Annotated in this window: 19 protein-coding genes; 11 read left to right on the top strand and 8 right to left on the bottom strand. The window is 47.3% G+C overall.

The genetic code is table 11. The features are described from left to right. Positions 1-356 precede the first annotated feature (356 nt). Positions 357-620, bottom strand: a complete 264-nt coding sequence (locus tag ACJHVI_RS00205; protein WP_483182570.1) for a hypothetical protein — start codon at positions 618-620, stop codon at positions 357-359. 148 nt (positions 621-768) lie between these two features. Beyond that, positions 769-1,197 carry a PACE efflux transporter gene (locus tag ACJHVI_RS00200; RefSeq protein ID WP_483182569.1) on the bottom strand — a complete coding sequence of 143 codons (429 nt, stop codon included), beginning with the start codon at positions 1,195-1,197 and terminating at the stop codon, positions 769-771. Positions 1,198-1,707: 510 nt separating this feature from the next. Between ACJHVI_RS00200 and ACJHVI_RS00195 the strand changes: the two genes are divergently transcribed. The 5 genes from ACJHVI_RS00195 to ACJHVI_RS00175 all read left to right on the top strand — a co-directional run bounded on the left by ACJHVI_RS00195 (position 1,708) and on the right by ACJHVI_RS00175 (position 4,558). Continuing rightward, entirely contained in the window at positions 1,708-2,226 is a 519-nt protein-coding gene (locus ACJHVI_RS00195; protein WP_483182568.1) for a GbsR/MarR family transcriptional regulator, read from the top strand. Positions 2,227-2,328: 102 nt separating this feature from the next. Next, complete coding sequence (locus ACJHVI_RS00190; RefSeq protein WP_483182567.1) at positions 2,329-2,706, top strand: DoxX-like family protein; 378 nt, start codon at positions 2,329-2,331, stop codon at positions 2,704-2,706. Further along, a complete protein-coding gene (locus ACJHVI_RS00185; protein WP_483182566.1) occupies positions 2,703-3,188 on the top strand; it encodes a DUF2269 family protein in 486 nt (161 codons plus the stop codon). Before ACJHVI_RS00190 ends, ACJHVI_RS00185 begins: the two co-directional genes overlap by 4 nt. A gap of 123 nt (positions 3,189-3,311) precedes the next feature. After that, positions 3,312-3,725: a hypothetical protein gene (locus ACJHVI_RS00180; RefSeq protein WP_483182565.1), complete on the top strand. Its 414-nt coding sequence runs from the start codon at positions 3,312-3,314 to the stop codon at positions 3,723-3,725. Further along, positions 3,722-4,558, top strand: a complete 837-nt coding sequence (locus ACJHVI_RS00175) for an NAD-dependent epimerase/dehydratase family protein (RefSeq protein WP_483182564.1) — start codon at positions 3,722-3,724, stop codon at positions 4,556-4,558. The genes ACJHVI_RS00180 and ACJHVI_RS00175 overlap by 4 nt, the downstream gene beginning before the upstream one ends. Positions 4,559-4,802: 244 nt before the next feature. On the opposite strand, the gene ACJHVI_RS00170 is transcribed toward ACJHVI_RS00175, so the two are convergent. The 4 genes from ACJHVI_RS00170 to ACJHVI_RS00155 form a co-directional block, all read right to left on the bottom strand. Further along, the gene (locus ACJHVI_RS00170; RefSeq protein WP_483182563.1) at positions 4,803-5,162 is read right to left on the bottom strand and encodes a serine aminopeptidase domain-containing protein; all 360 of its coding nucleotides are present in this window, start codon (positions 5,160-5,162) and stop codon (positions 4,803-4,805) included. Further along, a complete protein-coding gene (locus tag ACJHVI_RS00165; RefSeq protein ID WP_483182562.1) occupies positions 5,159-5,848 on the bottom strand; it encodes an alpha/beta fold hydrolase in 690 nt (229 codons plus the stop codon). Before ACJHVI_RS00165 ends, ACJHVI_RS00170 begins: the two co-directional genes overlap by 4 nt. Positions 5,849-6,052: 204 nt before the next feature. Then, a complete protein-coding gene (dinB, locus tag ACJHVI_RS00160; RefSeq protein WP_483182561.1) occupies positions 6,053-7,129 on the bottom strand; it encodes a DNA polymerase IV in 1,077 nt (358 codons plus the stop codon). Further along, positions 7,126-7,776 carry a LysE/ArgO family amino acid transporter gene (locus ACJHVI_RS00155; RefSeq protein WP_483182560.1) on the bottom strand — a complete coding sequence of 217 codons (651 nt, stop codon included), beginning with the start codon at positions 7,774-7,776 and terminating at the stop codon, positions 7,126-7,128. The genes dinB and ACJHVI_RS00155 overlap by 4 nt, the downstream gene beginning before the upstream one ends. A gap of 43 nt (positions 7,777-7,819) precedes the next feature. On the opposite strand from ACJHVI_RS00155, the gene ACJHVI_RS00150 reads away from it, so the two are divergent. Genes ACJHVI_RS00150 through ACJHVI_RS00135 form a run of 4 tightly spaced genes read left to right on the top strand, consistent with a single transcriptional unit; the run spans position 7,820 to position 10,231 of the window. Next, a complete protein-coding gene (locus ACJHVI_RS00150) occupies positions 7,820-8,179 on the top strand; it encodes an ArsC/Spx/MgsR family protein (RefSeq protein ID WP_483182559.1) in 360 nt (119 codons plus the stop codon). Beyond that, a complete protein-coding gene (locus ACJHVI_RS00145) occupies positions 8,179-8,766 on the top strand; it encodes a MarC family protein (RefSeq protein ID WP_483182558.1) in 588 nt (195 codons plus the stop codon). Before ACJHVI_RS00150 ends, ACJHVI_RS00145 begins: the two co-directional genes overlap by 1 nt. A gap of 10 nt (positions 8,767-8,776) precedes the next feature. After that, a complete protein-coding gene (locus ACJHVI_RS00140; protein ID WP_483182557.1) occupies positions 8,777-9,718 on the top strand; it encodes a D-2-hydroxyacid dehydrogenase in 942 nt (313 codons plus the stop codon). 3 nt (positions 9,719-9,721) lie between these two features. Further along, complete coding sequence (locus ACJHVI_RS00135) at positions 9,722-10,231, top strand: hypothetical protein (RefSeq protein ID WP_483182556.1); 510 nt, start codon at positions 9,722-9,724, stop codon at positions 10,229-10,231. Positions 10,232-10,351: 120 nt separating this feature from the next. On the opposite strand, the gene ACJHVI_RS00130 is transcribed toward ACJHVI_RS00135, so the two are convergent. Beyond that, positions 10,352-10,945, bottom strand: coding sequence for a glutathione S-transferase family protein (locus tag ACJHVI_RS00130; RefSeq protein ID WP_483182555.1), 594 nt, complete (start codon positions 10,943-10,945; stop codon positions 10,352-10,354). 80 nt (positions 10,946-11,025) lie between these two features. Further along, positions 11,026-12,009: a malate dehydrogenase gene (locus ACJHVI_RS00125; RefSeq protein ID WP_483182554.1), complete on the bottom strand. Its 984-nt coding sequence runs from the start codon at positions 12,007-12,009 to the stop codon at positions 11,026-11,028. Between the two features lie 157 nt (positions 12,010-12,166). On the opposite strand from ACJHVI_RS00125, the gene ACJHVI_RS00120 reads away from it, so the two are divergent. After that, complete coding sequence (locus tag ACJHVI_RS00120) at positions 12,167-12,664, top strand: hypothetical protein (protein WP_483182553.1); 498 nt, start codon at positions 12,167-12,169, stop codon at positions 12,662-12,664. Positions 12,665-12,726: 62 nt separating this feature from the next. Further along, positions 12,727-14,433, top strand: coding sequence for a proline--tRNA ligase (locus ACJHVI_RS00115; RefSeq protein ID WP_483182552.1), 1,707 nt, complete (start codon positions 12,727-12,729; stop codon positions 14,431-14,433). Positions 14,434-14,467: the final 34 nt, after the last annotated feature.

The raw sequence follows: 14,467 nt of genomic DNA, 5'->3' as shown, positions 1-14,467 counted from the left end.
GATGTTGTACCAATGATTGATGGTATTGCGATTAAAACCGGTCAGCAAAGCGGTTTTTGAGGCTTCAATATCGGCACAAAAGTGCCGAATAATTTTTTTGAGATGATATGTGCTTAATTTACTGTTGTATCTTATTTTTCTAGTCTAACAGAGTAATTCTGCTAGTCTAGAGCCTTTCATTTTGATGACGATGAAGCCTATCGCACCAGTCTGAGTTATGGGCTTGGTGTTTGGTTCGCTTGACGAATGGATACGGTGTGGGTGTGTGCAAACGCCTGCTGATGAGACATAGCGGATAAAATCGGTAAACATTAGATAAGAATAGGGGCGAGCTAGGACGCATTTCCCGATGAACGCTAGACTTGCCCACTCATCACCCGCTCAAACTCTCCCACAAAAGCACGCATTTCACTCACAAATTTATCCGCCCGTTTTGCTCCAAACTTGGCAACGGCACGGTTTTCTATCTCATCAAGCTCGCCAATGATTGACAAGGCATAGGCACGCCCATGTTCGGTCAAATACAGCACCTTTTCTCGCCCGTCTGTGGCACTATCAAACGCCAAAAGCCCGTCCTTATGGAGCTTTTGGTAAGTGGCGGATATGGTCTGCTTAGGCAACGCCCATTCGGTGCAAATGTCTTTTTAGGTGTGGGCGGTGTTTTTGGTCAAGGCGTGTAGCACGGCAAGCGTGGCATAATTTAGCCCCTTGCTCTTTGCCCACGCCCCATACAGCCCAAAGACGTGGCTTGCGGTTTGTCCAAAATAATCAAATGAATTCATGGTGCTTTTTTTCGATAAATTTTAGGCGGATATTGTCATAAATCCATTTAAAAATCGGGGCATAAACCGTAATGGTAACGGTCAATCCCACGTCCGCCAAAAACGCCTGCCACAGCGTCAAGCCCAAAAGATAAGCAATAACAGGCATGGTAAAAACGAGCAAACCCGTCTCAAAGGCAACCGTATGAAACACACGCAGTCCAAAACCCCAAGTCTCACGGGGTGCGGTAAAGAGCTTGTCAAAACCATAATTAAACACAAAATTCCACACGGTCGCCATAACTGCCATGACCACACTCACGCCAATCGCCGAACCTGTCTGCACGTCCGAAAAGGCAAGCACCAACACCGTTGCCAACGTGATTGCCCCCAGTTCAAATAAGATAGAATGCAAAACACGCTCTTTTAGGGTCATTGGGGTAGATTAAATTTGGCTCATAATTTATCTATTATTAGTCTATAATAGGACTAATAATAGTCTATATATAGACTACTTGCAAATCTTTTTAAATTTTTGAAAGGATTTGTAAAAGTTAATAAATATATTTAACATATTAATATTAAATATTATTTTATTAAAAAAGCATAAAAATATAGTCCGTAAATAGACCTTTTAACAAGTTTTTATACTTGGATTGTAAATTCAAGTGCAAAATATGGCGACGAGGAAAATGTTGTTCAGGCTGAAATTTTGCCAATCTCAGGCCTCTGGTGTATTTCTGCATATACCTTTTTGAATGATTTTCTATCTTTATGATATGTCTGCGTATTATTCGATACTATCGTTTTAACATACTTACATCTGGAAGAAATGCAAGGATTACAATTCGCGCATTCCATAATTTCAGTATTGACAGAAATTATGGAAAGAAATAAACTGCTATTATTGTATTTTCAGGATAGCTGAAAGCAGGAAGAGGACAATATGAAACTTAATCCCACTACTGAAAAATTCGTTTTGCACTGGGGCGAAATGGGCGCAAAATGGGGCGTGAATCGCACGGTTGCGCAAATTCACGCGTTGCTCTACATTTTGGGTAAACCCATGAATGCCGATGAAATTTGTGAAACTTTGGGTGTGGCGCGTTCCAATGTTTCCACCAGTTTGAAAGAATTGCAGAATTTGCAACTGGTTCAAGTTACGCATATTTTGGGCGACCGCCGCGATTATTTCACCACATATGAAGATGTGTGGACGATGTTTCGCATCATTGTGGAGCACCGTCAACGCCGCGAAATCGAACCGACCTTGCAATTTTTGCACCAATTGATGCAAGAACCCGAGTTTGTCAATGAAAACGAAGCCGTGAAAAAACGCATTTCCCAAACCCATGATTTCATTGCTACCTTAACCAGTTGGACAAATGAGATGCTGAAATTGTCCACCGCAACAATGGCGAAAGTACTGAAATTGGGCGCGAGTATTCAGAAGTTATTGCGTTGATTTAAATAGGTGTTTAGGTGGTTTGAATGCTCAGACTGCCTAAAAAGCACAAAATTTTTTCAATTTTAATTTCTTTTTATACAGAAATTTTGGTAATTAAAAATGAAAACACCGCATTATATTTATGCTTCAATGGCTTTTTTGTGGGCATGGAGCGGAATCCAACCTGTTATTTTTGCACCTGAATTTTCACTGGATTTGCTGGCGCAAGTCGGCATTCCGCATCAGTGGCAACAAGCTGTGTTTTATGCTTCGGCAGGCTTGGATGTGGCGTTAGCAATCGCTTATTTTACCGCATTAAAAAATAAGTCTTTTTTTTATTTATTTCAATTTTCAGTGGTTTTGGGATACAGCGTGCTGATTGCTTTCAGGCTGCCTGAAATGTGGTCGCACCCGTTTGCACCTTTAATCAAAAATATCTCGATTTTGGCAGTGCTTTATTTTCTTTTTCAACAGAAAAAACAGGAGATTCAAAAATGAATACCTATTTAATTGTTAAAACATTACACATCATTTCATCGGTTGTGATGGTTGGTACGGGTTTTGGCACGGCATTTTATCTGTTTTGGGCAAATCGCAGCGGTTCGGTTGCCGCGCAAGCTGTGGTTGCCAAATGGGTGATGAAAGCGGATTGGTGGTTCACCACGCCTGCTGTGATTTTTCAGCCTTTGTCTGGAATTTGGCTGTTGCATCAGATGGGTATGCCTTTTACTTGGGACGGCGCATGGCTGTGGGTGAAATGGACATTGGCTTTGTATGCCTTGGCCGGCGCGTGTTGGCTGCCTGTGGTTTGGTTGCAAATCAAAATGGCGAAAATGGCGCAAGATGCTTATGCCAAAGGCGAAAATACCTTGCCCAGCGAATATCGCCGTTACCAACGGGCTTGGGAATGCTTGGGTTATCCCGCATTTTTGGCGATGTTGATTGTGTTCTTTCTGATGGTTCTGAAACCGATGTCATAAAATGGGGGCAATATTTAGGCAGCCTGAAATGTGAGAACAAAAGTTTTTCAGCAATCATGATGTGCTGTTTATTTTCTCGATTAGCATTGAATAATATTATTATCAACAATTTGGAGTTAAGTCATGGAATTATTTGAATTGTTTGCCATGGGTGTAATTGCTTTAATCATCAGCGCGGTGTGTTGGGGATTATTGAACGTACCATTGATCAAAACTTTGGGCTTTTTGTGCGATGATGATCGCGATGGCGTGAAAGAGGTCGCGGCGATATTTTGGCAACGTTTGTATTTGGGTTTGACGCTGTTTTTGCCGATGTTGTGTGTGTTGTTGTTTGTGCCGAATGGGCAGCATGATTTGGGTAAAATAGTCTTGTATTCATTGCGTTGGGCTATATTTGGTGGTGTGAGTTTGTTGTTGGTGCTAGCATATCTGGTTCGCAAGCAAATTCAGGTTTTGCAGAAAGAAAAACTGTTCAAGCAGACTGAAAAACAGCAAAATATTATTTCAGAAATTACAGAGCACAAGGTAACATCATGAATATTTTGATTTTAGGCGGTCGTGGTTTCATTGGTAGCCAAATTGTGCGTATTTTGCGCGAACGCGGATATCATGTACATATCCCTACACGCCAAGAGATTGATTTTTTGAATGTGAATGAAACTGCTGCGAAAAAAGTTCTACAAAATCAACAAGTCATCATCAATGCGGTGGGTGTAATGAGTCGCCATGCGGCTGTTTTGGAAACCGTACATCATCATGCGCCTGTGCAGTTGGCAAAATGGGCACAGGAATTGGGTGCGAAACGTTGGGTGCAATTATCCGCTTTGGGCGCGGACGAAGACCACGAAGTCAGTTTTGTCGGTAGCAAAGGGCGTGGCGATTTGGCTTTATTATCAAGTGGCTTGATTGTGAATGTGGCGCGACCTTCGCTGGTGTTTGGGTGCGGCGGTGAAAGCAGTAAAGTGTTTTTAAAGATGGCAAAATTGCCTATTATTGCTTTGCCCAATGGCGGTCAATTTGATATTCAACCTGTGCATGTGCTTGATGTGGCAGAAGGTTTAGCGAATTTTGTCGATAATCCGTATCCGCACGGCACAATCGTGAACATGACGGGCGCAACTCAGCACACTTTGGCGAGTTATCTGCAAATTTTGCGCCAAGTGATTCATCACAAAGAAAATCATTTAAAAATTATCCCGATTCCGATGGCTTTGATTCAGCCTGTTTTACCCATTATGAATATTTTGAGCAATGGTTTTGTGAGCGTAGGCAATATGAAATTGCTGGCACAGGGTTCCTGTGCGGACAATGCCGATTTCGCGCAATTGTTGGGACGTGAGCCTTTGGGGGTGCAGGAGTTTATGTATTGAAATATGGGTTTGATGATGGGTAAGGTGATTGCCATTGTATAGCTTCTTCAGATTAAAATGAGGCAATAAAAATTTGCAGCATATTGAAAAATATTTCAATATGCTATGTTAAGGCGTATCATTTTAATCTGAAGAGACTATAATTGAACGCAATCAATTAGGCTCTCAACTAGCCTCCTCCCTTAATCTAGTAAACAAAAACATCGCCTATCTCCACGATAAATGGTGTTTTTATCTCACAAAATTATTTCACACGCTCGCCAATCCATTCTGCCACGTCATCGTTGATTTTTTGACCACCTTTTTCAAGCATGAGTAAATGCCCAAAATTGGGATACAGCACTAAGCTTTTGTCATTTGATTTGGTTTCATTATAAAAATCAATGGCATCTTGTGGCGAGACGAACATATCTTCATTGCCACTAATTAGCATCACAGGGGCGGTAAATTGACGACCGTGGTCTTTTAGGTATTCAAGCCCTTCTCTAAAGCTGTTGGGGAAAGAGACCGAGAATTTCTCTAACATCAATGGGTCGCCACCCACCGACAAACCTTCGCCATTAAACGGCAAATTCAGCGTGGTCATCGCCACCGCCCCACTCACAAAACTGTCTTTTGGCTCTGGGCGTGGCAAGTATAGCCAAAGAATTGAAAAAGTATTACGCCGTTGGCTCGCCTTGCCGTACGCTCTTGTACTGTCTGCGGCTCGCCGCCTTGTACTACTTTTTCACTTCTGCGACTATAGCCAAAATTCATCTGATGATAACGAAGTACGCCCGCCGCCAAGATAAAGCCGTTCACATCATCAGGGTATTTGGTGCCGTAGAGTGCCGAGATATGTCCGCCCATAGAATGATCGAGTACAAAAACGGGCGTGTTTGGGTGTTCGGCTTTGGCTTTTTGCACGACCAGACGTAAATCTTCCACCATTTCAAAATAGCTGTTGATGTGAATACTGTCTCGTCCGTCTGATTTGCCGTGTCCACGGTGGTCAAAGCGGTACACGCCAATGCCGTCTGCATTCATTGTTTTGGCAAAATTGCTAAACACACCCGAATGACTCGTCAAACCGTGCGAAATCACGACAATGGCTTTGGGTTTGGTATTTGGAATGTCTTTTTGCAGGTGCAATTTTAAGCCGTCTTGGCTGCGGATATGGGTGATGAGGGATTGGGCAATAGGGGCTGTCAAAGTGGCGGATGCCGTGTTTGACTCTGCATGAACAGTTCCGGTAAAAACAAAGGATAATGCTAAAGCAAGGACGGTGGATTTGAATGATTGTTTCATCATAAGCTCTCTGTAAGTGGATATTGAGCCGATTATAAATTTCTATATTTGACGAAAGAATGGCGATTTTTGAAAAATATGTTTTTAGATTTGAAAATAAGCGCTTTTAACAAACAGCGTCAGAGTCTATGGTGATAGCTTAAATAATGATTTTCAAAATATTATTGTTATTAGTAGGTTATTCTACATGAATGGATTGTACATACTTTAACTTGTTTGTTCGAATAAATCGGGTTGCAGGGGAACGTCTTTGGTTTGCAGTCCCGAAAAGCTCACGCCTACCAAGCGCACGGCTTGATTTTGCGGACAATCGCGGTAAAGCCGCTCAATATGCCGCCATGCGTCCGCCGCCGTGAAAAAATAGGGTTTGATGCTGATGCTGCGCGTGATTTGGCTGAAATCGCCGAATTTGAGTTTGATGCTGAGGGTACGCGCATGCAGGTTTTTGCTTTCCAAGAGCGCAAAGGCTTCCGCATTGCGGGCGGCAAGGGCGGCGAGAATGTCTTGCGTCTGATATAAATCGTGGGCGAAGGTGGTTTCTGCGCCAATCGATTTGCGTTCGCGCTGGGATTGTACGGGGCGCGGGTCGTTGCCGCCGGCGATTTGGTAATAAAACAAGCCGCTTTTGCCGAAATAGCGCAGCAGTTCTTTTTCCCCTGCGGCAAGCATGTCCGCACCGCTGCGAATGCCCAGACTGTGCATTTTGGCGGCGGTAACTTTGCCGATGCCGTGAAATTTATGCACGGGCAAGGCGGCGGCAAAGGCGGCGCCGTCTTGCGGCAGAATGACTGCCATGCCATTGGGTTTATTGAGGTCGGAGGCGATTTTCGCCAGCATTTTGTTATAGCTGACGCCGGCGGAGGCGGTTAATCGGGTGTGCTCGAAAATCTGCCGGCGCAGCAAATCGGCAATGCGGCTGGCAGAGCCTTGCAAAATACCGCTGTGGGTAACGTCCAAATAGGCTTCGTCCAAAGAAAGCGGTTCTACCAAGGGTGTAACGGCGAGGAATAGGCGGCGGATTTCGGCGCTGACGGCGCGGTAAACATCAAAACGCGGCGGTACGAAAATCGCCTGCGGACACAGACGGTAGGCCTGCGCGCAGGACATGGCGGAACGGATGCCGAATCGGCGTGCTTCATAGCTACAAGTGGCGACGACACCGCGCGATTGCGGCGAACCGCCGACGACCACGGCTTTGCCGCGCAATTCGGGAAAATCGCGCTGTTCAATGGAGGCGTAAAACGCATCCATATCGATATGGATGATTTTGCGCGTCTCCGTCATGGCGCAAAAAGGAGATGCACAGCCAAATAGAGCATAAAAATGCCGATTAAGACTTCGATTATCCGCCATACGGCAGGACGGGCGAGATAACGGCGCAAGCTTGCCGCGCCGTAGCCCAGCGAGAAGAAAAAGCAGAATGAGGCGAGGCTTGCGCCGATGGCAAAACTCTGTTGCCAAGGGCGGTAATTCGAGGCGACGCTGCCTAGGAGCATGACGGTGTCAAGATAGACATGCGGATTCAGCCATGTCATGGCAAGGGCGGTTAGGACGGCGGATTTCAGGCTTTGCACCTGTGCGCCGTCTTGAATCTTCAAACTTTCACCGCCCTGCCATGCCGAACGCAAACGCAGAATGCCGTAGATACATAAGAAAGCGGCGCCGCCGTAACGCATCAGCAGGGCAAAGGAAGGAATAAGGTCTTCTATCGCCGCCAAGCCGAAGACGCCGACTTGAATCAAAAGGGCATCCGAACATGCGCAAATCATACAAATCCAGAAAATATGCTTTCCCATCATGCCTTGGCGCAATACAAAGGCATTTTGCGCGCCGATGGCGAGAATCAGCGAAAGACTGAAAAGAAAGCCGTCAATCAGGGTGCTTATCATGGGTTTGCTCTCGGAGGAAAATTCGCCATTGTATAGAGCCATCAGGCATAATGCCATTATCGATGGCTTTGAATAAGGAGTTGCTATGTCCGCCCATATCCGTTTGTATCACAATCCGCGTTGCGGCACATCACGCACGGTACTGGCGCAATTAGAAGCGCAAGGCATTGAGGTAGAAGTTATTTTATATCTCGAACAAAGGCTAAGCGCGGCAAAGCTGCAAGAATTGGTCGCCAAAAGCGGTAAATCCGCCGATTATCTCTTGCGCAGCAAAGAAGCTGCTGCGGCGCCTCTGGCAGAAGCGGATGATGCCGAGATTATCGCGGCGATTGCCGCCGAGCCGATTCTGCTCAACCGCCCTGTCTTGGAAACGGCAAAGCAAGTCTTTGTTTGTCGTCCCGCCGCCGCATTAGCCGATATTTTGGCGCAAATCGGAGAGGCGTAATGGAGCTGTTTTCCACCGCGATTCTGCTGTTTTTGATTATGGATCCCTTGGGCAATATTCCCATCTTTTTGGCGGTGCTCAAAGACGTACCTCCGGCGCGGCGCGCGATTGTGCTGCGGCGCGAATTATGGATTGCTTACGGGATTATGTGTTTGTTTTTGCTCTCGGGAGCAGCCGTATTAAAATCCTTAGGCTTGTCGCGCGAGGCGGTGGGTATCGGCGGAGCGATTGTCCTATTTATCATTGCCTTGCGCATGATTTTCCCTTCGCGCGGCGGCGTGATGGGTGATGAGGAAATCAGCGGCGAACCGCTGATTGTGCCGCTTGCCATTCCCTTGGTTGCCGGACCTTCTTTACTTGCCACATTGATTTTATTGACGGAAAATGCACCCAGTCATTTTTGGACGAATTATTTCGCCATGACTTTGGCATGGCTGGTCAGCGCCGTCATTTTATTATCCGCACCCTTTCTGTTTCGCATCTTAGGTCATCGCGGATTGAAAGCGATCGAGCGCCTGATGGGCATGATTCTTATCTGTCTAGCCGTGCAAATGATGCTTAACGCCCTATCGAGTTTACAAATTTAAGGAGATATCGATGAAAGCCGTATTTTTAGACCGAGCCACTTTTTCCGCCAATCTTGCCCTAGCCGCACCGGAAAAAATCAGCGATTGGCAGGTATTTGAGCGCACCAGCGCAGAAGAAGTATATGAGCGTGTGCAAGATGCCGAAATCATCATCACGAATAAAGTCGTATTACACGCCGATTTGCTCGCCCGTCTGCCCCGACTCAAATTGATTCAAATTACCGCCACCGGCATGAATAATGTCGATATTCCGGCGGCACAGGCGCGCGGTATCGCCGTGAAAAACGTTGCCGCTTATTCGGTGGAAAGCGTGGCGGAACACGTCATGATGTTCATGCTCGCCGCCTTGCGCGGTTTAAAACCCTATCATCAAGCGGTGCAAGACGGCAGCTGGCAGGCGGACGGACGTTTCTGTCTCACCGAACCGAGCATTTTGGATTTGCACAACAAAACCTTAGGTATTATCGGTGCCGGCGATGTGGGCAAAGCCATCACAGAACGCGCCGCCGCATTCGGCATGCAGGTACTGTGGGCGGAACGCCGCGGCAAAGCGCCGCGCAACAGCGATTATCTGCCTTTTGAAGAAGTGCTGGCAAAAGCGGATGTGATTTCGCTTAATTGTCCGCTGACCGATGAAACCAAATCTCTGATTAAGCGCGATACCATCGCTTTAATGAATAAAAAACCGCTGCTCATCAATGCTGCGCGTGGTCCTGTGGTAGAAAGCCAAGCGGTGGTCGATGCAGTTGAAGCCGGAGAATTGCTGGGCTACTGCGGCGACGTCTTCATCCAAGAACCGCCGGCAGCAGATGAAGCCTTGCTGCGCATCAGCGAACATCCGCGCGTTTTATTCACGCCGCATATCGCTTGGGCAAGCGAATATGCGCAGCGCAAATTGTGGAGCATTCTCACAGAGCAAGTAAATGATTTTATTGCGCAAACAGAGGAGTAAATCATGAAGCCTTATCTGCTATGTCTTGCTTTCGGGTTCAGCTTTTCTGCTTATGCACAAACCGAGCAGCTGCAATTTGTCCAGCATTTATACCAAACCTATTTAATGGGCTTGGAAAAAGAGCAGCAATCTCTTGCTGAAAATCAAAGTGCGGAAATTGAAGAATTGGCTGTGGTGGAAAAAATGTTTTCACCCAGTTTTCAAGCAGTGATCGCCTTAGATAAATTATTGGCGCAGCGTGATGAAACGGTGGTGTGTTTAGAGCATGACTATATCGTGCAGGGACAGGATTATAATCTGCCCGAATTAAAAGAAACCTTGAAAATTAGACCGAATCCGCAAACCCCTGAAGTGATAGAAGTGCGTTTTTATGAAGACAGTAAAGTGGATTATGTATTGGAATGTCAGAATAAAAAATGTCGCGTCAGTGAGATTTTTGAATATTACGAAGGTAAAAAAATACCTTTTAAAGAAAGTCTTGCGCAGTGTCTATTGGATTATCAAAGCTCGTAAATGCCTGCCATAGTCTTGCTTTTGCCCAAGTGTTCAGCCTTAGTCGGAGAAGGGGATCCGCAATACAGAGCGGGTTAATACCGCCGCGCTTTCCAATTCTCCGACCATATCTATCAATACCTATAAATCCGCAAGGGTTTTAGGTAATTTTTCCAATTCGGCGCTTTCGGTTTTGCGCATAAAATCACGCCGGCAGAAAATCTTCAGCGCCGCTTTATTGTCGGCGCTGAGCCGGCGGGCATAGATTTCCGGCAGGCGCATTTCCAAATAGCGGTAAGCGACGCCTAAGCAAATATTGCCCCAATCATTACCTTGCGGATTGAGCATCGGCGCATGCGGCAGGGCTTTTTCCAAGGCGGCGAGGGAACGCGCCTGCATGGCGCTGCTGGCAGTATCGGCGGCGACCATATTCATACTGACGTAACGCACGATTTGGTTGATGGTCGCCATCGCAAATCCCAGCAGCGCATCGCTGCGTCCGCCGCTAAACAGATTGCCGGCAAAAGTTTGCATGATGATGAGGGATTCTGTGATGACTAAGCCGTTGTCGTGGTGCAAGGCGGGGATTTGGCTGTAGGGATTGACAGCTTCCAATTCGGCAGGATTTTCCCAAGGTTTGACAAAATGCAGGGTCAAATCCTGCTTGTTTGCGCGGTAGGCGGCAATCAAGCTGAGACGGGCGTAGGGAGAACGTGTAGAGAGGTAAAGTTGCATATAGGATTTCCTATTGGATAATGAGTTGCAGATGTTGAAAACCCGCCGATGCGGCGGGTTTTTTCAGAGGATTTGCCGGATTATTTGCCGAGCAAATCTTGCACCGCTGCGCGTTCTTCGCGCAATTCCTGTGCGGTGGCATCCATTTTTTCGCGGCTGAAGGCATCAATTGCCAAACCTTGCACGATTTCATATTTGCCGTCTTTACAGGTAACGGGATAAGAATAGACAATACCCGGTTCGATGCCGTAAGAGCCATCGGAGGGAATGCCCATGCTGACCCAATCGCCTTCGGCTGTGCCCAATGCCCATGTGCGCATATGGTCAATTGCAGCCGAGGCGGCGGATGCGGCAGAAGAAGCGCCGCGCGCTTTGATAATCGCCGCGCCGCGTTGTTGTACCACAGGAATGAATTCTTCTTTAATCCATGCCTCATCAACTAATGAAGTCGCGGGTTTGCCGCCGACGCTGGCATGATTGAGATCGGGATATTGCGTTGAAGAATGGTTGCCCCAAATGGTCATATTCTTGATTTCTGTGGTATGCGTGCCGGTTTTTTCCGCCAATTGCGATAAGGCGCGGTTGTGATCAAGGCGCGTCATGGCAGTAAATTGCTTAGGATCCAAATCAGGCGCCGAGGCTTGTGCAATCAGAGCATTGGTATTCGCCGGATTGCCTACCACCAAGACTTTGACATCGCGTGAAGCATAATTATTGATTGCCTTACCTTGCGGTCCGAAAATCGCGCCGTTGGCAGCCAGTAAATCATTGCGCTCCATTCCCGGACCGCGCGGACGCGCACCGACTAACATAGCATAGTCGCAGTCTTTAAAGGCGACGCTTAAATCGTCAGTGGCAATAATCTCTTGCAGCAAGGGGAATGCGCAGTCGTTTAATTCCATCACCACGCCTTTAAGTGCTTCAAGTGCCGGCGTAATTTCAAGCAATTGCAAGATAATCGGCTGATCCGGCCCGAGCATATCTCCGGCAGCAATACGAAATGCCATGGCATAGCCGATATTGCCGGCTGCACCGGTAATGGTCACACGAACAGCAGGTTTCATCTGATTTCTCCTAGTATTGAATTGACGGAGCCGCCATTTTAGCAGAACGCGTCTTTAAAAGCGGTCAAAAAATTGAACATCCTTAATCTTTCTGTGAACAAAGAGAAATTTTGCGCTAGAATAAGGCAATTTTTCTAAACGTGGAAAGGAATCAAAGATGAAAAAGACATTACTTTGCGTGGTCTTAGCAGCCTTTGCCGCTGCATCTGCACAAGCGCAGAACAGGGATGGATCGGTCTCTTTAGATAATCAATTTGTGATTTATAAATGGTTTGAAAACGGTGTGGCGCATTATGGTAAAGCCCCGCCGCGCGGCGTGAGCAATTATATTATGCTTAATGAATATGGCATGGAAATCCGCAAAGAACGCCCTTATGCCAATGAAACTGGCAGCAATATTATTCGTCCCGTGCGTCCGGAATCTGCGGAAATGGTAGGTCATGACGCTAATGCAGCTGCCGATGAAAACCTACCGCAAGGCAGCATTTCACGCGAGCAACGCTGTGATTTGGCTCGCGAAAATATCAGCATGATGCGCAATAAAACCACAGTTTACGAGGATGACGGCAATGGCAATTTAGTGCCGCTTTCAGGCGATGCTATCGCGCAACGTTTGCAGCAGGCAGAAGCACAAGTTGCTGAATTCTGTCAATAAGTCTTGATTGTTACGGCTAATCCGCATATTGCGGATTAGCTTTTTTTATTTTAGGAAATATTATGCGTTTTTCACAGTTCTGGCTGGTTACCCAGCGTGAAACTCCTGCTGATGCGGAAGTGATTAGTCATCAATTGATGTTGCGGGCGGGCATGATTCGCCAAACTGCCGTAGGCATTTATTCTTGGTTGCCTCTGGGTTTGCGCGTCTTGAATAAGGTGGCGGCGATTGTGCGCGAAGAAATGAATCGCGCCGGTGCGCTCGAAGTGCTGATGCCTGCGGTACAGCCGGCGGAATTGTGGCAGGAATCAGGGCGTTGGAAAGATTACGGGCCGGAATTGCTGCGCATGATTGACCGTCATAAACGCGATTATTGCTTGGGCCCGACGCATGAAGAAGTGATTACCGATTTAGTTAAGCGCGATTTGTCGAGCTATAAGCAATTGCCGGTCAATCTGTATCAAATTCAAACCAAATTTCGCGATGAAGTGCGCCCGCGTTTCGGCGTGATGCGCGGACGCGAATTCATTATGAAAGATGCCTATTCCTTTGATTTGGACGAGGCGGGCATGCAGGCTTCTTATGACAATATGTATCGCGCCTACTGCAATATTTTCGACCGCTTACAGCTCAATTATCGCGCGGTGATGGCGGATAATGGCGCGATTGGCGGCACGGGTTCGCATGAATTTCATGTCTTGGCGCAAACGGGCGAAGATGATGTGGTTTTCTCTGATAGCAGCGATTACGCCGCCAATATTGAAAAAGCCGAGGCTCTGCCGCCGATAACACCTCGTCCGGCAGCGACGGCGGCAATGGAAAAACGCCATACTCCGCACACCAAAACCATTGCGGCATTGGTGGAAAATTATGATCTGCCGATTGAGCGCACATTGAAAACCCTATTGGTAGAAGGCGCTGAAGGCGGATTGGTGGCTTTGCTGATTCGCGGTGATCATAGTCTTAATGAAATTAAGGCGGAGCATTTGCCGGAAGTCGCCAAACCGCTTGCTATGGCGGGCGAAGAAAAAGTACGCGCGGCAACCGGCGGTGCAGGTTTCGGTTCGCTTGGCCCTGTCGGCTTGGATAAATTGGGTATTCCTGTGATTGTCGATCATGCTGCTGCCGTGGTTGCGGATTTTGCCGTCGGCGCAAATGAGGAAGACCATCACTATTTCAATGTCAATTGGGAGCGTGATGTGACGTTCTCGCGTACGGCGGATATTCGCAATGTGGTAGCGGGCGATCCTTCGCCGGACGGCAAAGGCAGCCTTTCGATTATGCGCGGCATCGAAGTCGGGCATATTTTCCAATTGGGCGGCAAATATTCCGAAGCCATGAATTTAAGCGTGGCGATGGAAGACGGCAGCAATCGCGCCGTTTTAATGGGCTGTTACGGCATTGGCGTAACACGCGTTGTGGCGGCAGCGATTGAGCAAAATCATGATGAGAACGGCATTATTTGGCCGGAGGCGATTGCGCCTTTCCAAGCGGCGATTTTGCCGATTAATGCGCATAAATCGCCGGAAGTCGTGGCGGCGGCAGAGCAGCTGTACCAAGAGATGCTGGCGCAAGGCATTGACGTGGCATTGGATGACCGCGGCAGACGTCCAGGCTTTATGTTCGCCGATGCCGATTTAATCGGCATTCCCGCGCGGATTGTGATTTCCGAGAAAACCTTGGCAGAAGGCGAAGTCGAATTCAAACGCCGCACAGAAGAACAAGCGCAGCGCGTGAAAATCAGCGAGATTATCCGCTTATTCCAATGATGCTTCTCTTCATGCCTGCAAAAAGAGGTGGAGC

This window comes from Suttonella sp., assembly GCF_056855035.1.
Note: the sequence above shows the minus strand (reverse complement) of the source record. Positions and strands in the feature narration are given on the sequence as shown.